Origin of the sequence: Parahaliea aestuarii, assembly GCF_008064635.1 — a bacterium.
GTDB classification, from domain to species: Bacteria; Pseudomonadota; Gammaproteobacteria; order Pseudomonadales; family Halieaceae; genus Parahaliea; species Parahaliea aestuarii.
The window spans coordinates 260,223-280,891 of sequence record NZ_VRYZ01000008.1 but is presented as its reverse complement, the minus strand read 5'-3'; the positions used below and the strand labels follow the sequence as shown (position 1 = coordinate 280,891).

The 20,669-nt window shown below is 62.0% G+C and carries 15 protein-coding genes and 1 rRNA gene; 6 read left to right on the top strand and 10 right to left on the bottom strand.

Translation table 11 applies throughout. The annotated features are described in order from the left end of the window. Both rrf and FVW59_RS17445 read left to right on the top strand, forming a co-directional pair. A 5S ribosomal RNA gene (rrf, locus tag FVW59_RS17450) occupies positions 1-114 on the top strand; the annotation flags it as partial. A 245-nt stretch (positions 115-359) separates the two neighbouring features. Beyond that, positions 360-1,232, top strand: a complete 873-nt coding sequence (locus FVW59_RS17445) for a bifunctional methionine sulfoxide reductase B/A protein (protein WP_148065646.1) — start codon at positions 360-362, stop codon at positions 1,230-1,232. A gap of 4 nt (positions 1,233-1,236) precedes the next feature. On the opposite strand, the gene FVW59_RS17440 is transcribed toward FVW59_RS17445, so the two are convergent. From FVW59_RS17440 to FVW59_RS17420, 5 genes are all read right to left on the bottom strand, one after another. Continuing rightward, positions 1,237-4,377: an HD domain-containing phosphohydrolase gene (locus tag FVW59_RS17440; RefSeq protein WP_148065645.1), complete on the bottom strand. Its 3,141-nt coding sequence runs from the start codon at positions 4,375-4,377 to the stop codon at positions 1,237-1,239. Beyond that, positions 4,377-5,759 (bottom strand): hypothetical protein, encoded by a 1,383-nt coding sequence (locus FVW59_RS17435; protein WP_148065644.1) that lies wholly within the window; start codon positions 5,757-5,759, stop codon positions 4,377-4,379. Before FVW59_RS17435 ends, FVW59_RS17440 begins: the two co-directional genes overlap by 1 nt. Before the next feature lies 1 nt (position 5,760). After that, a complete protein-coding gene (locus tag FVW59_RS17430; RefSeq protein ID WP_148065643.1) occupies positions 5,761-8,925 on the bottom strand; it encodes an HD domain-containing phosphohydrolase in 3,165 nt (1,054 codons plus the stop codon). A gap of 203 nt (positions 8,926-9,128) precedes the next feature. Beyond that, the gene (locus tag FVW59_RS17425) at positions 9,129-11,465 is read right to left on the bottom strand and encodes an Ig-like domain-containing protein (RefSeq protein WP_148065642.1); all 2,337 of its coding nucleotides are present in this window, start codon (positions 11,463-11,465) and stop codon (positions 9,129-9,131) included. A 292-nt stretch (positions 11,466-11,757) separates the two neighbouring features. Next, entirely contained in the window at positions 11,758-12,981 is a 1,224-nt protein-coding gene (locus FVW59_RS17420) for an Nramp family divalent metal transporter (protein ID WP_148065641.1), read from the bottom strand. A 90-nt stretch (positions 12,982-13,071) separates the two neighbouring features. On the opposite strand from FVW59_RS17420, the gene FVW59_RS17415 reads away from it, so the two are divergent. From FVW59_RS17415 to FVW59_RS17400, 4 genes are read left to right on the top strand one after another with little or no spacing between them, the layout of a single operon-like run. After that, positions 13,072-13,923, top strand: coding sequence for a glycosyltransferase family 2 protein (locus tag FVW59_RS17415; protein ID WP_148065640.1), 852 nt, complete (start codon positions 13,072-13,074; stop codon positions 13,921-13,923). Between the two features lie 50 nt (positions 13,924-13,973). Further along, positions 13,974-14,681 (top strand): hypothetical protein, encoded by a 708-nt coding sequence (locus FVW59_RS17410; RefSeq protein WP_148065639.1) that lies wholly within the window; start codon positions 13,974-13,976, stop codon positions 14,679-14,681. After that, positions 14,678-15,148: a ribosomal protein S18-alanine N-acetyltransferase gene (gene rimI / locus FVW59_RS17405; protein ID WP_187275955.1), complete on the top strand. Its 471-nt coding sequence runs from the start codon at positions 14,678-14,680 to the stop codon at positions 15,146-15,148. Before FVW59_RS17410 ends, rimI begins: the two co-directional genes overlap by 4 nt. Further along, positions 15,135-15,542, top strand: a complete 408-nt coding sequence (locus FVW59_RS17400) for a hypothetical protein (protein WP_148065637.1) — start codon at positions 15,135-15,137, stop codon at positions 15,540-15,542. The genes rimI and FVW59_RS17400 overlap by 14 nt, the downstream gene beginning before the upstream one ends. 64 nt (positions 15,543-15,606) lie before the next feature. On the opposite strand, the gene FVW59_RS17395 is transcribed toward FVW59_RS17400, so the two are convergent. Genes FVW59_RS17395 through rsxB form a run of 5 tightly spaced genes read right to left on the bottom strand, consistent with a single transcriptional unit; the run spans position 15,607 to position 20,666 of the window. Beyond that, positions 15,607-16,320: an electron transport complex subunit E gene (locus FVW59_RS17395; RefSeq protein ID WP_148065636.1), complete on the bottom strand. Its 714-nt coding sequence runs from the start codon at positions 16,318-16,320 to the stop codon at positions 15,607-15,609. Further along, the gene (rsxG, locus tag FVW59_RS17390; RefSeq protein ID WP_148065635.1) at positions 16,320-16,973 is read right to left on the bottom strand and encodes an electron transport complex subunit RsxG; all 654 of its coding nucleotides are present in this window, start codon (positions 16,971-16,973) and stop codon (positions 16,320-16,322) included. The genes FVW59_RS17395 and rsxG overlap by 1 nt, the downstream gene beginning before the upstream one ends. Further along, complete coding sequence (rsxD, locus tag FVW59_RS17385; RefSeq protein ID WP_148065634.1) at positions 16,973-18,010, bottom strand: electron transport complex subunit RsxD; 1,038 nt, start codon at positions 18,008-18,010, stop codon at positions 16,973-16,975. Before rsxD ends, rsxG begins: the two co-directional genes overlap by 1 nt. Beyond that, complete coding sequence (rsxC, locus tag FVW59_RS17380; protein ID WP_148065633.1) at positions 18,010-20,058, bottom strand: electron transport complex subunit RsxC; 2,049 nt, start codon at positions 20,056-20,058, stop codon at positions 18,010-18,012. The genes rsxD and rsxC overlap by 1 nt, the downstream gene beginning before the upstream one ends. After that, positions 20,055-20,666: an electron transport complex subunit RsxB gene (gene rsxB, locus FVW59_RS17375; RefSeq protein WP_148065632.1), complete on the bottom strand. Its 612-nt coding sequence runs from the start codon at positions 20,664-20,666 to the stop codon at positions 20,055-20,057. The genes rsxC and rsxB overlap by 4 nt, the downstream gene beginning before the upstream one ends. Positions 20,667-20,669: the final 3 nt, after the last annotated feature.

The window sequence follows — 20,669 nt, the reverse complement described above, 5'->3', positions numbered from 1 at the left end:
TGGCGACAATAGAGCATTGGAACCACCTGACCCCATTCCGAACTCAGTAGTGAAACGATGCATCGCCGATGGTAGTGTGGGGTCTCCCCATGTGAGAGTAGGTCATCGCCAGGCTTTTAATACAAACGCCCCGATCAGTTATGGTCGGGGCGTTTTACTTTGTGTGTTCGATACTCCCACACGGGCAGACCCCGCGCTTTATATGGGGTCCCGGATTGCCGGACCACCCCATGTGAGAGTAGGTCATCGCCAGGCTTTTAATACAAACCCCGTGGTACGCTGTACCGCGGGGTTTTTTATTGCCTGTAAATAAAGCCCTATGTATGGTTCTACCGGTTTGCACACAGGAAACCAGTTGTATGAGTGATGATTGGAAGCCATTGACCCCGGAAGAACACAGGGTCATTGTCGAGAAAGGCACTGAACGCCCTTTCAGCGGTCAGTACGATGATTTTTTTGGGGCGGGCCTTTACCTTTGCCGCCGCTGTGAAGCACCGTTGTACCGTTCCGAAGACAAGTTTCCCTCGCATTGTGGGTGGCCCAGCTTCGACGACGAGATAGCCGGCGCAGTGCGGAGAGAAGTGGATGCCGATGGTCGGCGCACCGAGATACTTTGTGCCCACTGCGATGGGCATCTCGGGCATGTCTTTCAGGGCGAGATGCTGACGGTCAAGAATGTCCGTCACTGCGTAAATTCCGTATCGATGATATTTGTCAGTCATGAAGAGTGGCAACAGAGGGAGGGCACAGCCATGCGGAAGGCGTACTTTGCGGGAGGTTGCTTCTGGGGTGTGGAACATCTCATGCGGCAGCAGGACGGTGTGCTGGATGTGGTGTCCGGTTATATGGGAGGGCACCAGGAAAACCCGAGCTACCGCGAGGTCTGTAATAAGACCACTGGTCATCTAGAGGCCGTAGAGGTCAGCTATGACCCTCGGCGTGTTGACTACGAAACACTGGCAAAACTGTTCTTTGAGATCCACGATCCGACGCAGGTTGATGGTCAGGGCCCGGATCTAGGTGAACAATATGCCTCTGCCGTGTTTGTGGGTGATGACTCGGAGCGGGAAATCATAGAAAAGCTGGTTGCTATCCTTGAGGGCAAGGGCATGGATGTTGCTACCAGGGTCCTGCCGCTCTGTCGTTTCTGGAAGGCTGAGGAATACCACCAGAACTATTATGTAAAAACCGGCAAGGAACCTTACTGCCACTTCTACACCCCGCGCTTTTGAATGCCTAGCCGAGGTAGGTTGATTCGTCTATGGTGTCGATCTGCTCCGGGGCTAGGTATTGCTCGGCGTACTCGAGATAAACCCCGTTGCGGATAAACAGCTCGAAGCTGTCGCGGTCGATGTGGTTGTCCTCCACCATCCTGTGCAGGATATCCACTGCCACACTGACCGGCTTGGCCTTCTTGTAGGGCCGGTCTGCGGCGGTCAGTGCCTCGAAGACGTCCGCCACTGCCAGCAGGCGCTCCGGCACACTCAGCTCTGAGCCGGGCAGCCTGCGCGGATAGCCGGTGCCTTTCATGGTCTCGTGGTGGGTTGAGGCGTAGCGCGGCACGTTCTGCAGTTCATCGGGGAAAGGCAGGCTCTCCAGCATCTTGATGGTGCTGATCATATGCTCGTTGATCTTGAAGCGGTCCTCGGCTGTCAGCGTGCCGCGTGAGATGGACAGGTTGTAGATTTCCCCGAGATTGTAGAGATGTTCGGGGATATCCATGTTGATCCCGTATTCGGGCGGATAGTGCGTGCTGTGAGTGCGCTGAATGATGTGCTCGGGGCGGTCCGCCAGCAGAGGCTCGGTGGCGGGGAGCGGCACTTTTTGCAGGGGTTGGCGCAGTTCTTCCACTGGCGACAGGCCGATGCAGTTGTCAAAGTGACGCTGCCAGGTCGTTGCGGCGATCTGGCGCAGCCGCGCCTGGGCGTCGTCACCCAGGAATTCCCCGCCCACGTTGCACTCGGCAACGAAGGTAAAGTCATCCACCAGTTGCCGCTGCGAGGCCACCAGCGTCTTGCGATGCTCCGCTTCTGCTTCGGGGTCCGCCAGGCAGGCCTTGAGGTAGCTGATCTCGGCATCCCGCCACAGCACTTCGAAGCGGGTGCGTATTTCGTGAATGCGGTTGTAGATGGTTTCCAGCTTGCTGCCCTTGTCGACCACGTGCTCGGGCGTGGTGATTTTGCCGCAGTCGTGGAGCCAGGCGGCGATGCGGAATTCGCGCCACTGCTCCTGGCTGTCGAGCTTGAAGTCGCGAAAGGCCGGGAGTTGGGAGTCGGAAGCGTGCTTGGCCAGCATCAGGGCCAGTTCCGGCACCCGCTCACAGTGTCCGCCGGTATAGGGTGATTTGTCGTCGATGGCCTGGGCGATAAGGCGGATGAAGGCGTCCATCAACTCCCGTTGCGCGGCCTCGTGGGCCTGGATGGCCTGCACCATGTTGAACACAGAATCGGACAGGTCGTCGATTTCCTTGATACGCGACGGGTAGTTTACAACTGCGTCGTACTCGCGCCGTCGAACCTTCTCGTTTTCGACGGCGAGGTGTTTGATAGGTTCGACAATGGGGGCGGCGAAGACCCATGAAAAGGGAAGCAGCAACAGCAGCATGATTCCGGTCAGAATCACGGACAGCCAGACCTTTTCGTTGAATGGGGCGAGCACCGCCTCCCGTGGAACCAGCACGCCGAGATACCAGCGACTGCTCTCATGGCTTAGTAGCGGCTCCACGTAGGTGAAATATTGCTTGCTGCGATAGTGGGCAGGTATCAGCCGGGACTGCAGCTTCTGGTCGCTTGCTGCGCTTATCATCAGGTCCAGAGGGACAGTTCCTGCGTCTATGTTTTCGGTTTGCTGGTTGTCCTCGGTCAGCCACTTGGCCGCAAGTGCCTGCCGTTGTTCGGGGCCGATGGCGGCAATGGCCCGATTCAGCAAGTGCGCCAGTTGCAGCTGACCCGGCTGTACCAGCATGGACATTTCATCGGGAACCGGGTGGCCGCCGAAATCCAGGTTGCTGTGATAACGCAGGCCGTTGATGTAGTAGTGGCTTTGCACATAGCGCAGAATCGGCTCGTTATCCAGGGTCGCGAACACTTCGCCATCGCGCACCCGGCGCAGGGAATCGGCGGGACTGTCGGTCTCAACAATAGTGATCTCCGGAAAGTAATCGCGCACCATGCTGGCCACAGCCCAGCCCTTGGGGATAGCGATCTGTTTACCGGAGAGTTCCGCAAGTGACCGCAGTTGTGCTTTGTCGCGCGTTGTCACCAGTGCCAGCGGCAGCTGCATAAAACTGTCGATGACTTCGCCCCAGTTGCGGTTTTGCTCGGTAATACCGATGGGTTGAAGAATATCCAGCGTGCCGTCGCGGAACTCGCTGATCAGTGAGGGCCATGTCATGCCATTTACAAAGTTGAATTTCAGGCCGGTCATGGCGCCGATCAGGTGGATGACATCCACTGCGTAGCCCCGGGGCTCACCGAGTACCGCATAGTCTATGGGTGGCCAGTCCATTTCGTTGGAGACTTTAAGCGCTGGCAGGCTATCGACAAAGGCTTGCTCATCGGAGCTGAGAGTGAGTTGTGGCACAGGAATGCTGGCAAATTTGTCCTGCTGGCGCAACGAAGAGGCGACGAGCCCTCCCTGTTCGTCGTAGATATACAGCTCGCTGCCTCTGGGGAGATCCTGCTTTGCCAGGCTTTCGGAGACGGCGGCCAGGGTGCGGTCGATGGCTACCACTACACCGCTGTCCAGGACGCGTGCGGAGGTAGTCTGCCCCGGCGCGCCGAGGTGGGCGAAAAGGTAGGGGGCACTGAGGTATACCCCGGGTTTGGCAAGTGCCTGGCGATACCAGTCGCGGTTGCGGACATCGTAGTCGGTCGCTTCCGAGCGGGTTGCACGCACCTGCCAATGCTCGTCGAGGTAGGTAAACTGTCGCTGACGTTCGCTCCCTGCACTGCTGATTTCAACGATGACCCAGCGATCACTTACCGTCGCCAGTAGATGGCTGCGTGTGTCGGTGCTGTGGTTGAGGTTGATCAGCTCCAGGAAGCTGCCGTCCGACCGGCCGATATACAGGCCGTAGAGGGCGTTATTGTATTCCAGCGTGCGCCGGAACAATTGCAGCTGTTCATCGCGGGCATCAGTTTGCAGTAGTTTGGTATTGGTACTCAGCAGCCGGATGACCGAATCAGTGCGTTCAAGGGTCGCGTTATACGCGAGGCCTATGCCATTGGCACTGGTGGTGTAGAGATTGGTGGCGGCGGATTTGGCCAGTGTCTGACTGAAGTAGTACTGCAGCCCCAGGGCAATGCCAGTGGTAGTCAGTGTGGCCAGAACGAAAATTGTGACCACCGCAATGCGGATCGGAATACGGAAGGCCATTAGTAGTAATAGCCGAAGTTGATATTAAAGCGATAGTCCCAGCGATTGTTTCCGGAGACGCCAAAGTCGTTCACCATGTCGATTCGGCTGTAGTCGTCGCCTTCGTTGCCGATGAAATAGTTACCGTCCGAATAGGTCATTTCGCTGTAGATATACCAGCCACCTCGTGCCAGTGCCGCGCCGACTACCACCAGTTGGCTGTCGTTGAAGCTGTCCTCATCCTTTACGATACTGCTCCATTCCAGGTAGGGGCGAATGGAGTCGAGCCAGGGTATGTTGCTGGTCACCAGCTTGTAGCTGACGGAAATGGCTGGCACCCAGGCCTGGGCGGCGACTGGCCAGGCGAAGTCGTAGGCGCCCATTGGAATCAGGTCGTCACTGCGCCAGGGGTTGTCGGCGCTGATGTGATACTCATAGCGGCTGGCCTGAAAGCCAATGGTCAGGTCTCCGATATTCTGGACCAGGTGCATGGCCGCTGCCCAGTGTTCGCCGTCATCGACATTTGTGCCATCGAGTCCGCCGTACTGCAGGGAGGCGCCGATAGCTGTGTCGCCATATTCAGAGCGGAGGTAGCGGATGAGGCGCAGGTTGAACTGGTCGGCTTCGCGAAAGCCACTGCGCGCGCCGTTGAAAGTCACGTTGCCGTCGCTGTCGATGCTTTCTCGCCAGCGCACCACGTCGTAGCCGTAACGGGTGCTGTCTTCACTGCGGCCAGAAAAGCTCGGTTCATTGTGGACGTAGTAGCCCAGATCAACGGCCCAGTCGTCGCCCGCATAGCTGTACTTTGCGCCGAGGTCGGGGTCGTCCGAAAGGCCCACATAGTAATGCTGGTCGAAAAAATAGCTCTGGCTGATGCCGTAGGGGCCGGCGCCGAAGGGGACACGATTCACACCCAGCTCCAGGTGACTCTGCGACGACAGGCGATAGCCGAGCCAGCCGGTATGCAGGAAACTGTAGTTCTGGCCGCTGCCGGCCGGATACCAGCGATATTCCAGCTTGCCGACCAGTGGCCCCTGTTCGAGCGCCATGTTGATACGGAAAGTATCCAGCTCGACATTGCCGCCGTGTCCGGCGCGGCTGGGGCCATCATCGTAGCCCTCGTAACTGCCGTATACATAGTTTACGCGCATGGCGCCACCAATGGTCAGCGGCCCGATACTAAAGCCGGCGTTGGCCTCGCGGTTGCGCTGCAATTCGGCCCGCAGTACCTCCGACTCTTCCCGGGATTTGCTCGCGGCGTCCCGGGCAGCCTGTAGATCCCGCTCTGCCGCGTTCAATCGCGCCTGCAGATCTGCCACCCGTGCTTCAAGTTCACTGATGCTCTCTGCCCGCAGCGGTACAGCAAGGCAGCAGAAGGCCAGCAGGCCAAAAGGGGCGACCACGTTACAGTGCACGGCCCAGGTAACTTGCGCGGTCCACCTCGTCAATCTGCTCAGGCGCGAGGTAGCGCTGGGCATACTGCAGATAGACTTTCTTACGGATAAACAGCTCGAAGCTGTCGCGGTCGATGTGGTTGTCCTCCACCATCTTGTGCAGGATATCCACTGCCACACTGACCGGCTTGGCCTTCTTGTAGGGCCGGTCTGCGGCGGTCAGTGCCTCGAAGACGTCGGCCACTGCCAGCAGGCGCTCCGGCACACTCAGCTCTGAGCCGGGCAGCCTGCGCGGATAGCCGGTGCCTTTCATGGTCTCGTGGTGGGTTGAGGCGTAGCGCGGCACGTTCTGCAGTTCATCGGGGAAAGGCAGGCTCTCCAGCATCTTGATGGTGCTGATCATATGCTCGTTGATCTTGAAGCGGTCCTCGGCTGTCAGCGTGCCGCGTGAGATGGACAGGTTGTAGATTTCCCCGAGATTGTAGAGATGTTCGGGGATATCCATGTTGATCCCGTATTCGGGCGGATAGTGCGTGCTGTGAGTGCGCTGAATGATGTGCTCGGGGCGGTCCGCCAGCAGAGGCTCGGTGGCGGGGAGCGGCACTTTTTGCAGGGGTTGGCGCAGTTCTTCCACTGGCGACAGGCCGATGCAGTTGTCAAAGTGACGCTGCCAGGTCGTTGCGGCGATCTGGCGCAGCCGCGCCTGGGCGTCGTCACCCAGGAATTCCCCGCCCACGTTGCACTCGGCAACGAAGGTAAAGTCATCCACCAGTTGCCGCTGCGAGGCCACCAGCGTCTTGCGATGCTCCGCTTCTGCTTCGGGGTCCGCCAGGCAGGCCTTGAGGTAGCTGATCTCGGCATCCCGCCACAGCACTTCGAAGCGGGTGCGTATTTCGTGAATGCGGTTGTAGATGGTTTCCAGCTTGCTGCCCTTGTCGACCACGTGCTCGGGCGTGGTGATTTTGCCGCAGTCGTGGAGCCAGGCGGCGATGCGGAATTCGCGCCACTGCTCCTGGCTGTCGAGCTTGAAGTCGCGAAAGGCCGGGAGTTGGGAGTCGGAAGCGTGCTTGGCCAGCATCAGGGCCAGTTCCGGCACCCGCTCACAGTGTCCGCCGGTATAGGGTGATTTGTCGTCGATGGCCTGGGCGATAAGGCGGATGAAGGCGTCCATCAACTCCCGTTGCGCGGCCTCGTGGGCCTGGATGGCCTGCACCATACTGACCATGGAATCGGACAGGTCGTCGATTTCCCGCACACGTGAAGGCAGTCGATTCACTTCGTCATAACGACGCAGGCGAATCTTGTCATTCTCCAGCGCCAGCTGGCGTATGGGATAGACTATGGGAGAGGCGAAGGCCCAACACAGCGGCAGCAGCAGGATGAACAGGCCGCCGGTAATGGCTGCGGACAGTTTAACCTTTTCCAGGAAGGGGCCGATGATAGCGGCCTGCTTTACCAGTACGCCAAAGTAGAGTTGGTCGGCACCGGCTGCAATAGATGGCGAGACAAACAGGAAATGGGGCTCGCCCTCGTGCACCACTTCACGGAGGGTGTCGAACAGATGGGGCGACTGTATCAGTGAAATCATCGTTTCAGTGGGGACAACACCGGCACTGGCTCCGTTGCTGGTCCGGGAATAATCCAGCCAGCGATGGTTCAGCTCGTCCCGCTGGGCCTGGCTGATGTTGGCAATGGCGCGATTGATCAGCGGCAGGGCCGGAGCCAGGCGCTCGCCGGCAAGGATATGAAGACTGTCCGGCACAGGTCCCGATCCAAGATCGACACTACTGTGGTACTGCAGCCCGCTCAGGAAGTAGTGCTGTTCTATGTAGCGCAGGATGGCCTCGTTATCGAGCGCTGCGTCAACCTCCCCGTTACGCACCAGTCGCATGGCAGCGAGAGTGCTGGTAGTTTCGACGATACCGATCTGGGGGAAGCGCTCCCGTATAACCGGAATCACTGACCAGCCAGCTGGAATGGCAAGTTGCCGGCCGGCAAGTTCGGACAGGCTGGAGACGGGTTTGTGCCCCTGGGTGGTGACGATGGCGTAGGGCAGTGTGAAGTAGGCGTCGGAGGCTTGTCCCCACTGGGCGTTGTCGGCAGTCAGCAAAACGGAATGCAAGAGGTCGATGCGGCCTTCGCGAAAGCGTTCCACCAGCTCTGACCAGGTGTAGCCGTTGACGAACTCCACTTCGAGTCCCAGTTCTTCGGCAATTAACTGGATCAGATCAATGGAATAGCCCCGGGGCTGTCCAGTCAGTGCGTAGTCAAAGGGTGGCCAATCCATCTCATTGGAAACGGTGATGGGTGACAGGCGTTCCATCAGTGCGCGTTCTTCGCGGTTTAGCGACAGCAAACCATTGGCAGCAAGTGCACGCTGCTCACCGGTGCGGGCGGAGGTGCCCATTACGGTACCGTCGGCGCGGTAAATATAAATGTCGCCAAATTCCGCTATCTGCTGTTGTCGCAGCCAGTTGGAAATGGATTCCAGGGTAAAGTCCAGGGCAACCACTATGTCGCTGTTGCCTACCCGGCGTGACACCGTGCGACCGGGAGCGCCGAGTTGTGAGAACAGGTAGACATCCGTCCGGTGCAGCTGGCCCTTGTTCTCCATCGCCTTGCTGTACCAGTTGCGGGCGCTGGGGTCGTAGTTTACCTGTTCACTGCGTTGCACCCGCTCGACCAGGTCGGCGTTGAGGTAGTGGAAGCTACGGGTTGCCTTTTCCTGGCCAGGGGTGACCCTGATCGCCAGCCAGCGATCGTCCGGCGTCGCCAGATGAAAGCGCCGCAGGCCCGGTTGTACGTCGAGGTTGACCAACTCCACCATGCTGCCATCCGCACGGCCGATATAAATGCCGTACAGCAGGGGATTGGTGATCAGGGCCTGGGCGAAGGTTTCCAGCATCTTCCCTTCGTCGTCCCCGGTGAGCAGTGCTTCATTCTCTGCCAGCAGGTTGAGGGTACTGGCATTGCCGACGGCGAAATTCATCTGTTCCGTCATCAGAGCGCCGGAGGCCAGGGTGAACAGTTCGGTGGTGGCTTCCCGGGCCAGCTGGCGGCCGAAGTAGTACTGCAGGCCGATGGCCAGCGCCGCCGTCAGCAGCGTTGCCAGCATGAAAATCAGTACCACGGTCATCCTGATCGTGATCCTGATATTGCCCAGCCTGAGTTCCATTTAAGCTCCGGTGCAGATTCCGCGGAGGAATGAGCTAACTAAAGCAGATTTTGTGGGAAAGTCACGCCGCCGTTCCCGTTCCGGCTCAATCAGTGTGGGGTGCGTCTATCATCGCCGAATCATCATACCGCGGTTTTTTGTGGGTCGGATACAAAAAAGGCCGCACGGAATGCATGCGGCCTTGAGTGCGACTTGCCTGTCGGCTAGCAGCTTGGGGAGTTGGGATCCGCCGGGGGTTGTTGGGGCGCATCGTTATCCCAGCCGCAGGTGTAGAGTATGGATTCCGCTGCGCCGCCATCACCGGGTGACAGCGTTACGCGCAATGTGTCGGTTCCGGATTCCCGGGGGCATCCCTGTTCTGTTTGTGAATCGGGATTGTCGCCGCTGCTGCTCAGTACCTGGAATGCCGCGCCAAAGGCGCCGCGCCCGGTGGTGTTGGTTACGATAAAGGAGTCCTTCGACGCCTGGCACTGCCCGTCGGTGGAGGCAATGGTGACGGTGGAACCTGCGGGCGGCCGGCTATTGAAGAGGTCCGATATGTAGACTACGTAGTCGCGCCCTTCGGTTGTACCCTGCTGGACAGAGGAGCCTCTGGCCAGTTGGAATTGCCAGCCAACTGCGGTATCTCCCGCCGACAGTATCAGGATGGTTTGGTCGAATACATTCACCAGGGTTCTGCTGCACCAGACGCCATCGCCCTCCGGGGGGCAAAGCAAGCCGTTGTACAGCGCAGGGCTGTCGTTGTTGTTGTAGCTGCCGTCGCTATTGAAGTCCACAAAGGTTTCTTCAGAGCCGGCAAGGCATTGCAGTGAGTTTGAGTTGCCGCAGCCGGGCAGGGTCGGCGTGTAAAAGCCGTCTTCATTGTGATCGATGAAGGCTTCGGGCAGGTTGGCGAAAAGCTCTCTTTCGTCCTCGTCCATGACGCCGTTGCCGTTGCGGTCAACGAAGGACTCTTCACCGATGGCGGTGACAAGAACGGTGGAGCGACCGCCGCGAACATACAGCAGGTCGTCAGGGCAGGGGCCGGTGGCGCCGCCGAGGCTGGGGCAACCCGTGTTGTTGATGGTCTTGATGGCGTCCTGCGCATCGGGAAGGGTCGGGACCCGAGGCTCGCCGCTGGTCCAGAGTACATCACACTGGCCTTCTGGCGGAGGGGTGGGGCCACCACAGGCCGGAATGGAAACGGCCCTTTCGCCATTGCGTTCGCCGGTGACACAGGACGGGTCGATAGTGCCGTACTCGGTGGTGAAGATTGCACTGGTGCCGTTGGGAACCGGGTTGTTGAATTTGTCCGCCATGCGCACTGTCAGGCAGCGCTGGATGCCGTCCATGGAAAACCCGCTTTCAACCACAAAACTGCCTTCAACCGAAAGGCTGATGGAGTTCTGGTCCGGCAGGCCCGTACTTACAGTGAGAATGTCGGACACAGTCGACAGCGACAGGCCGCTGCCGTCACCTGCCATTACCGAGGCGATGACGCGCACCACGGTGGAGACATCGCCGGAGAACAGGGTGACCTGTACCAGGCCCTCTTCGTCGCTGGTATCGGAGCTCGGGCTCAGCGCCAGGCCGCCCACGGCAGTGCTCAGTGAGAAGTTGACGTCAACGTTTGGCAGCGGGTTATTGCTGGAATCGATCACCTGGAAGGTGACGACGGAGGATTCCTGGCGGCTGCTGCCCCCGCCGGTGCCCTTGAGCACGATCAGGTCGGGCTCTGCGCTGACAAAGGTCAGGCTGTTGGCACGGGGTGAGCCGATATTGAGGGTTGTGAAAGCCTGGCCCTGGCCGCCCTCGATGGTGGCGGTGATCTCGTCGGCCCCGGCGCAGTCGATGGCGGTGAAGGTGGTGGATACGTTGCCGGTCGTGGTTTCCAGCGGGCTCGCCGGTTCGAGTGTCGCCTTGCCGGTGGCGAGGCAGTTACTGCTCAGGGTAATCACCTCGGTGCTGGTCGCACGCTGGCCGCTCTCGTCCACGATGTCGACAAAGACCTCGGCGGAGCCGCGGTAGACCAGGTCGGAATTGGGGTGGACGCCAATTTCGTTCTCAATGAACAGGCCATTGCCGTCGAAGTGGCCGAGGCGCAGCCCCGCGGCGCCAACCTGGTAATTCAGGGTCTGCGAAGTTGCAAGGCCGTCCTCATTGGTGACGGTCGCGGTGATTGCGCCGGCGCCGGTTTCACCGTCTGCTTCCAGGGTGAACAGGGCGATACCCTCGGCGTTGGTGAGGGCTGTCGCCGGGGTCAGTATACCGATGCTGGCATCTGCGGTGACCAGGGTATCGGCAATGAGCGCGCCATTGGGGCCCTCGCGGGTAACCTTGACCTTTAGCGTGGCGGGCATTGAAGTGCTGATGGTATTGGTGCTGTTGCCGTCGGCGTCTTCGAGGCCGAGGGCGAGGAAGTAGGCATCATCTTCCGGATCTACAGGGAGGAAGCCGCCGTCACTTCCACCACCGCCGCCCCCGCCACAGGCGGTGAGCAGTGCGAATATCGCGAGAAGCGCCGAAAAACGGCTGCAGAGACTGGCATAGCGAGTGATCATTGTCTTCCCCTTGTGCCCGCTGTTATCAAGCTTTTATGGCGTCCTGATGGTCATTGTTGGGCCTCCGACCGCTGCTGGTCGGGCCCGTAGCCCCGTTGTGCTGCGACCACAGATTACCACGGTTATTCCACAAAAACTCGATGGATAACATGGCGATACGGACTTTTTGTAATTTTCTCCAGAAACAGCCGGAAGCGGTCCCCAGGGGCAAATTCGGGCGAGTGTCGGGGTGCCCCGGCGAGCTGAATGTCACGCAGGTTCCGCTGCCGGGATCGCGTCGGTGGTGAATGTGCTAGAAGGCGCCTGCCACTCCCATCAGCTTTACCGCTCCCAGCCCGAAGGCAACCATCACCACCAGCCCCCCCAGCAGGTTGGCCAGCGGGCCATTGGTAAACTCACCCAGCAGTTTGCGCTGGTTCATTACCACCAGCAGAAACACGGCCACAACGGGCAGCAGGAAGCCGTTGGCGACCTGGGCGAACAGAATGGCCGTCAGGGGCTTGCTGCCGAGGGCGGCGAAGATGGTGCCGGTAAGCAATACCACCAGCCAGACTACGCGAAAGCCGGGAGCAGACAGTTCATTGCGCCAGCCCAGGGCTCCGCACACCGCGTAGGCGGCGGCCAGCGGGGCGGTAATTGCGCTGGTAAGCCCGCCGGCAAACAGCCCCGCGGCGAACACATAGCGTGCCCAGGTGCCGAGCAGCGGCTCCAGTTGCAGCGCCAGGGAGTCGCTGGTGAAGACGGCGCTGGTGCCAAAGAAGGCCACCGCGGCGGTGCTCAGTATCGCCAGGGTAATCAGTCCGCCGATGCCGATGGAAAGTCCGGTGTCCCAGCGGGCTTCGCGCAGCGCCTGATCGGTGGGCATGTCTTGTGGCCACTTTTCGCGCACCGCGTTGGCGTGCAGAAACAGGTTGTAGGGCACTACCGTGGTGCCGATGAGAGCGATGACGGTCATCAGCGAGCCCGCTGGCAGCGATGGCTTGAGCATGCCTTCCAGCATGGCGGCAGGGGAGGGTGAGACTTTCCAGGCGGTAAGCAGGAACACCGCGCTCATCACCAGCACCAGGACTATCAGGGAGGATTCAAGTACCCGGTAGCGGCCGCTGTACAGCAGCCCGGCCGCGGCCAGCCCGATGACTGCGGCCCACAGGCCGCTGCCAGCCTGGCTGACCAGGGCCAGTGCCAGGGCGGCGCCGGCGATGTTGCCCGCCTCGTAGGCGGCATTGCCGAACCCGACTGCCGCCACCACCAGCAGCACTGCCGCCCGCCCCAGAACAGGGCTGTGAAAATAGCTGCGCAGGGCCTCGGCCAGGCCGGCCCGGGTCACCAGGCCGAGGCGCGCGGCCATCTCCTGCAGCACGATGGTCGCGAAGAGGGAAAACACCAGGGCCCAGAGCAGGGCGAAGCCGAAATGGGCGCCGGCACTGCTGGCAGTGGTAATGGTGCCGGGGCCAATGAAAGCGGCGGTCACCAGAAGTCCGGGGCCGAATTTTCGCAGGAAGCCGTTTTTCGCCATTTAAAGATGCCATCCGGGTGAAAAGAGCGCACCGATGATAGCACCTCAGCGGATGGCGCTGCGGTTACTTGGCCGGGGCGACCTGCTACCATGCGCGCCATGTCGACGCCGCCCAATCCCGCTTCCCTGTCAGTGTCTCTGGTTTTATACCAGAGCGATGCGGTGCTGCTGGATGCAACGCTTGCCAGCCTGGAAAAGGCGGTGGCGCGGGCCAGCAACAGCGGCCTTTTACACACACCGGTTGCCGTTGCGGTGGTGGACAATGCTTCACCGGCCGGATATCGCGCTCAGGTTGAACCCCTGCTGCATTGCGACCCGCAATGGCTGCGCTGCAGCTGGCAGTCGTCGGCTTCGAACCGCGGCTTTGGTGGCGGTCACAACCTGGCGCTGGATGCTCTCGACAGTGAATACCACCTGGTCCTCAATCCCGACGTCGAATTGGCGCCCGATGCCCTGCAGCAGGCCCTGGCCAGCCTTCATCCCGCCCCGGATATTGCCCTGATGGCTCCCGCGGCCAGCGGCAGCGATGGTGCCACTGAGTTCCTGTGCAAACGCCAACCCTCGTTGTTGGTGCTGTTGGCGCGCGCCAGCGGTCAGTCCTGGCTGAGGCGCATACTACGACGCAGTATGGAACACTATGAAATGCGTGAACTGGCCGACGCCCGGGAACTCGTCGACGTGCCGCTGGCCAGCGGCTGCTGTATGTTGCTGCGCACGCGGGCGCTACAGGCGGTGGGCGGCTTTGATGAGCAGTTCTTTATGTACTTCGAGGATTTCGACCTCTCCCTCCGGATCGCCGAGCAGGGGCGGGTGGTGTTCAACCCGGCCATGCGCATTGTTCACCACGGCGGCTACACCGCCAGCAAAGGTTGGCAGCACATCCGCCTGTTCTGCCGCTCCGGCATCCAGTTCTTCAACCGCTACGGCTGGCGCCTGCTGTAGGGCGGGCAGAAAAAACTGGTAGACTGGCACTTTCCGCCAGCACCCGAATCATGCCGCAAGCCCACATTATCCAGCAGCAGGCCTATCTCGCCGCCCTCGGTATCGACTGTCATGTCTCGCGCAGGGATTTGCCTGGCGCGGCGCCGAGCCGGCGTCATGTGATTCAGGCGGCCGTGCCGGCCGCACCAGAACCGGCACCGACAGCAGCAGAGGCGCTAGTGCCCGCCGACGTGGGCGCGATGCTGCGCAACCCTTCTGCGACCCCGGTGCCACCTCCCGCGGCGGCGAACGAAAAGATTGAGCCACAGCGAGCGCTGTCACCCCCGGTCGCCCGCTTCACCCTCTGCGCGGTGTTTGCCGGCCACTGGCTGTGGCTGGAATCGCTGCCCCGCGCCGTTCTGGGCCGCGACCAGGTCAAGCTGATTGGGGCCATGGCCCAGGCCCTGGGGGCGGGGGGCACTCCGCAGGTGGCCCGCTTTGACTGGCCGCCGCACAACAATCGCCAACTCGACCTCGGCGAGGCAGCCGCCCAGGCGGCCCTGCACTCCTTCCTGGAGCGGCAACTCGACGAGCGCGGCTGCCGCGCCCTGATTGTCCTGGGTGAAGGCGCCCTGCGCCACCTGGGGGCGGCGCGCCCCGCCGGGGCCGAATGCGTCGTTGCACCGGCCGGTTCCGCCGATATGCTGGCGGACCCGGGGCTCAAGCGCGGAGTCTGGGACGCGATTCGCCCGCTGCACCTTGCGGAGTCAGCGCGGTGACGCTCAACTTGCGCAGGGCGCTGCCCGCCGATGTGCCGGCCATGGCCGAGATCGATGCCTCTGTGTCTCTCTCACCCTGGTCCGCCGCCCAGTTTCTGGATGCGGTCGCCGCGGATGCGCGCGGTGAGTTTGCCTGGGTGGCAGAGGTGGACGGTGCTGTTCGCGGCTTTGTGGTCTGCCAGCGGGTACTGGACGAACTGAGTATCCACAATGTGGCGGTGGCGCCCGTGGCGCAGCGCCGGGGGCTGGCCAGCCGCCTGTTGCACCACGCCCTGGGCGAGGTGAGGCCGTTACCAGCGCGCTGCCTGCTGGAAGTCCGGGCTTCCAACGCAGCGGCACTGGCCCTGTATCGGGGCCTCGGCTTCACCGAGGACGGCCGCAGGCGACACTACTATCCCGCCGCAGAAGGCCGCGAAGACGCGGTACTTATGTCATTGCAACCAGGAGTCGAACGTGAACGTGCTTGAAACCGAATGGTGGAGCCTGCTGATCCCCCCGGAGTGGTGGGCCGAGGCGGAGGACGACACCATCCTGGTGGGTGACCTGGACGATGTCGGCTGTATCGAGATCAGTACCCTGCACAAGGAAACGGGCATCTTCGACGCCGCTGAAGTCGCCGGCATCGCCCGCGCCGAGAGCCCCGATGCGGGTGATTGGCGCACAGTGACGCGGGGCGATTTCAGCGGCGTGCACAGCGCTTTTTCCGAGGACGGCGCCGCAGTCCGCGAGTGGTACCTGGCCAGCGACGCCATGCTGCTTTTCGTCACTTACAGCTGTGACGAGGAGAACCGCGGCATGGACGATGCCGCGGTGGATGAGATTCTCGATACGCTATTGGTGTTGGGGCCGGCGTCGGACTGAAGCGCCCCGGGCAAGTTAGCCCCGAACAAATTGGCTAGCCCGTCCCGGAAAACGACGCGTACTGTCAGGAAATGGTCCCGGTGACCCGCACCCGCTTGGAGCCTTTTACCGGGCGGGCCTTGAGGGCATCCTGGCGGCGCTTGATCTCGCTGTCGATGAGGTTCTTGCCGGCGATGATCAGCCCGGTGAAGATGAACGCCCCCGGCGGCAGGATGGCCAGCAGGAAGGCCTGGTAGTCCTGCACCATGACCCAGTGCCAGTCGGCGGCGCCCGGGCCGAACAGCAAATCCATATTGGCGAACAGCGCGCCGGTGCCGAGCAGTTCCCGCAACGCCCCCAGCAGCACCAGAATCACTCCGAAGCCCAGGCCCATCATCAGTCCGTCGCACATGGCGAGGGGCAGGGGATTCTTGCTGGCGTAGGCATCGGCGCGACCGAGAATCACGCAGTTGGTGGTGATCAGCGGCAGGAAGATGCCGAGGATCTGGTACAGCTCGTAGGTGAAGGCCTGCATCAGCAGTTCGATACAGGTCACCGCCGCAGCGATGATCATCACAAACACGGGCAGGCGCACCGCATCGGAAACCACATTGCGTATCAGTGACACGGCGGTATTGGAGCACAGCAGTACCAGGGTAGTGGCCGCCGCGAGCCCCAGCGCATTGACTACACTGCCGGTAACGGCCAGCAGGGGGCACAGGCCCAGTAACTGCACAATGGCCGGGTTGTTTTTCCACAGGCCATTCAGGCTGAGCTCGCGATAGTCCGAAGCGGCCATTATTCTGCTCCCTGGTCAGCGGTATTGGCGCTTTCGCCGGCGGCGACGCCAAACAGTCTGCCGTTATTGTCGCGGGCGTATTCCAGCGCGCCCCTGGTGGCGGCCACGACCGCCCGCGGGGTAATGGTAGCACCCGTGAACTGGTCGAAGGCGCCCCCGTCCTTTTTCACTGCCCAGCTATCGGGCTCCGGGTTTTCCAGGGAGCGGCCGTTGAAGCCCAGTATCCAGTCGGATTTGCTCAGTTCCACCTTGTCGCCAAGCCCCGGGGTCTCGCGGTGATTAAGTACCCGCACCCCGGCCACGCTGCCATCGCGATTGACGCCGATGATCAGTTCGATGGCGCCGGAGTAGCCGTCCGGGGCCGTGGCGGGCAGGATCACGGCGATGGCCTGTTGGCCGCGGCGCGCGATATAGGCGGGCTTGTCCTGCTTCAGCCCCAGAGTGCCGGCGGCCACGGTCACGGTGTCGTCCAGCATGTTGTTGTCGTGGCGCTCGTCAGGGATGATTTCCAGCAGGGCCTTTTCCTCGGCCTGGCGCTGGGCCTCGGCAATGCGATCCCGGGTGGACAGGTAGGTGCCGGCGATCAGCACCGTGGTGATCACGGCGAACAGCCCCAGCAGCAGGCTGTTGCGGCTGATGGATTGGCCCAGCATCAGCTTTCCTCCCGACGCTTGGCGGGTTTGCGGTGGCCGTAGGTGCGCGGCTGCGTGTAGTGGTCGATGAAGGGCGCCGCAAAGTTCATGATCAGCACCGCGAAGGCCACCGCGTCCGGGTAATTGCCCCACACCCGGATCAGGTAGACCAGCAGTCCGGCGAGGGCGCCGTAGACCAGCCGCCCGCGTACCGACACCGCCGAGGTCACCGGATCGGTGACGATGAAGAAGGCGCCGAACATGGTGGCGCCGCTGAGCAGGTGGAACAGGGGAGAGCCGCCGCTGGCGGAACTGCCGCCGTCGTAGAACAGGGCCGCCATCAGGGCCAGTACAGCGAGGAAGGCCAGTGGCGCGTGCCAGGTAAAAATACGCCGGTACAGTAGCCACAGGCCGCCGGCGAGAAAGGCGATGTTGGCCCACTCCCAGCCGATGCCGGCCCAGCGGCCGAACACCGGTTCGGCGGCCCACAGATTTTCCAGCAGCAGGCTGTTGTTCTGCTTCAGCACATCCAGTGGTGTCGCAGCCGTCGTGCCGTCAAAGCTGGCGGGGGTAAAGCAGGCTCGCAGCGCGTCCAGCAGACCGGGCACTTCGCCCACCCCGCGCGGCGCCTCCCAGGTGGTCATCTGTACCGGAAAGGAAATCAGCAGCACCACGTAGCCGACCATGGCGGGGTTGAAGGGGTTGTAGCCGAGGCCGCCGTAAAGGTGCTTGGCCAGCAGGATGGCGGAGGCCATGCCCACGGCGATCAGCCACCAGGGCGAGTAGGGCGGCAGCGCGACCCCCAGCAGGACGGCAGTGACCAGGGCGCTGCAGTCTTTCAGGTAAAAGCCCAGCTCGCGGCCGCGCAGCTTCAGGGCCAGGCTCTCAAAGGCCAGAGCCAGCAGCGCCGCCCAGGCGATATTGACCAGCACACCGAAGCCGAAAAAGTGGATCAATGCAATCACGCCGGGCACGGTGGCCAGCAGCACCTGCTGCATCACCTTCTGGGTGCTGGCGGGGCCGTGGGCGTGGGGGGAGGTGACGCGCAGGAGGGCCATCAGGGACTTTCCACCTTTTCGGCTTCACTCTCCAGCGCGCTGATTTTCTCTTTCAGGCGCTGCACGGTAGCGGCCAGTGCCTCCACGATTTTCTCGTCTTCCCCAGCCTCCCGGCTCTGTGCCAGTCGCTGTTCGGATTTGTCGAGGCGCTGGCGCAGGCTGTCGAGCTGCTTGCGGGCTTTTTCCTGCGGGCTCAAGTCCGCCTCTGCCGCACGTGCGGCTTTGGCCTTTGCAATGGCGATCTCGGCGGCGCTCCTGGGTTTGGCCACCGCCGGCTCGCTGGCGGGGGGGGGATTGTCCTGGCTGGCAAGGTGCTCGGCCAGCGCCTTCTCTGCGGCCTCCAGCTTGGCGCGCGTCTTGTCGACCCCGCTCTGCAGGGCGTCGATCAGGTCTGAACCCTCGGCTCTGGCCTGCTCCAGCTTGGCGCTGGCGGTATCCAGGCGCTTGCGGGTGCTGGCGACGGCCTTCTCCAGTTTGTCCTGTTCACTCTCGCCGCCGGCGGCCTGTTGCTGGGCGGCTTTTTTCGCCTTGGCCCGCTCGATGGCCGCCTGGATAGGGTCGACTTCCGCTCCGCTATCGTCACCGCTCTCGGCAGCTTGTTGCTGGGCGCGTAGCTCTGCCGCCTTTTTGCGGGCCAGGCGCTTGGCTTCTTTTTCCGCTTCTTCCCGGGCCAGTCGTTCCTGCCGGGCCTCGAAACGTATCCGCGACTGCTCCGATTTCTCGTGGTCGCGGCGCTGCTGCAGAATGTCGGCCTTCGAGGCGCGGTAGTACTGCACTAGCGGGATATGACTGGGGCAGGCCCAGGAGCAGGCGCCGCACTCGATGCAATCGAACAGATTGTGTTCTTCGAGTTTGTCGTATTCCTTGCCCCGGGCGAACCAGAATAGCTGCTGGGGCAGCAGGCTGGCAGGACAGGCTTCGGCGCAGAGGCCGCAGCGGATGCAGGCCTGGGCCGGTGGCGGCGCAGGTAGTTCTTCGGCACTGGGGGCCAGCAGGCAGTTGGTGGTTTTCACCACGGGTACCGCGGAGTCGGTGAGGGTGAAGCCCATCATCGGCCCACCCATGACCAGGCGCTGGTTGCGCGCCGGGTCAAAGCCCGCCAGGTCCAGCAGGTGCTGCATGGGGCTGCCCAGTAAAACGCGGTAATTCCCGGGGCGGCTCACGGCTTCGCCGGTGATCGTGGTGATACGCGAAATCAGTGGGCGGCCGTGCACAATGGCGTCGTAGACCGCCACTGCCGTGCCCACGTTCTGGCATACAACACCGACATCCGCCGGCAGTCCGCCACTGGGTACCTGGCGGCCTGTGAGGATTTCGATCAGCTGCTTTTCGCCGCCGGAGGGGTATTTGGTGGGGAACACCACAATCTCGATGCCGGTTCCCTCGGCGGCCGCCTGCAGCGCGGCAATGCCCTCGGGTTTGTTGTCCTCCACTCCGATCAGGGTGTTCTTCGGCCCGACGATATGGCGCAGGATTTCCGCGCCGGCCACAATCTCCGCGGCGTGCTCCCGCATGAGTGCATCGTCTGCGGTGATGTAGGGCTCGCATTCGGTACCGTTGATGATCAGTGTATCGATGCTGGCGCCGGGTTTTTCCTTCAGTTTGACCGCCGAGGGAAAGCCGGCGCCGCCCATGCCGGCGATGCCCGCCTCGCGGATATGCTCCAGCAGATCGGAGGGGCTTTCGCCTTCGTAGTTCTCCAGCCCGCGGTGGGGCAGCCACTCATCCCGGCCATCGCAGTCGATGACAATACAGAGGGCATGGAAACCGGAGGGGTGGGGAATGGGCCGCTCCTCGATGGCCGCGACGGTGCCGGAACTGGGCGCGTGCTGCGGGACACTGACAAAGCCTGCGGCCTCGGCGATCACCTGGCCTTTCAGGACCCGGTCGCCGACGGCGACGATAGGGCTGGAGGGCGCGCCGATATGCTGGGACAGGGGCACCACCAGCTGCGCCGGGATGCCGGCGTCGCGGATGGGCTCGCCCAGTGATTGCTGTTTGTTCTCTGGCGGATGGATGCCGCCGTGAAAGTCAAAAATCTTTCTCATGCGGCGCGATCCGTCTGCGCATCGCTGGCGATGATGTCCACATTGGCGCGGCCGAGCTCGGGCAGTTTCCAGTGCCAGGTCTGCAGGCTTTCCTCCTGCGGGATCATGTCGATACAGTCCACCGGGCAGGGTTCCACACAGAGGTCACAGCCAGTGCACTCACTGGCGATAACAGTGTGCATCTGCTTGGCGGCGCCGAGAATGGCGTCCACCGGGCAGGCCTGGATGCACTTGGTGCAGCCGATACACTCGTCCTCGCGAATGAAGGCCACCGATTTGACCTTTTCTTCGCCGTGCTCTTCGTCCAGCGGGAGAGCTTCGACATCCAGCAGGTCGGCCAGGGCCTGGATGGTTGCTTCGCCGCCAGGAGGACATTTGTTGATTGCCTCGCCTTCGGCGATGGCCTCGGCGTAGGGGCGGCAGCCGGGGTGTCCGCACTGGCCGCACTGGGTCTGGGGCAGGATGGCGTTGATCTGGTCGGCGATGGGGTCGCCCTCGGTCTTGAAGCGCACCGCGGCGAAGCCGAGCACAGCGCCGAATACCAAACCCAGACCGACCAGGGCAAACAGGGCCGCCAGCAGGGGATACTGTGCAATCAACTCAAACATACT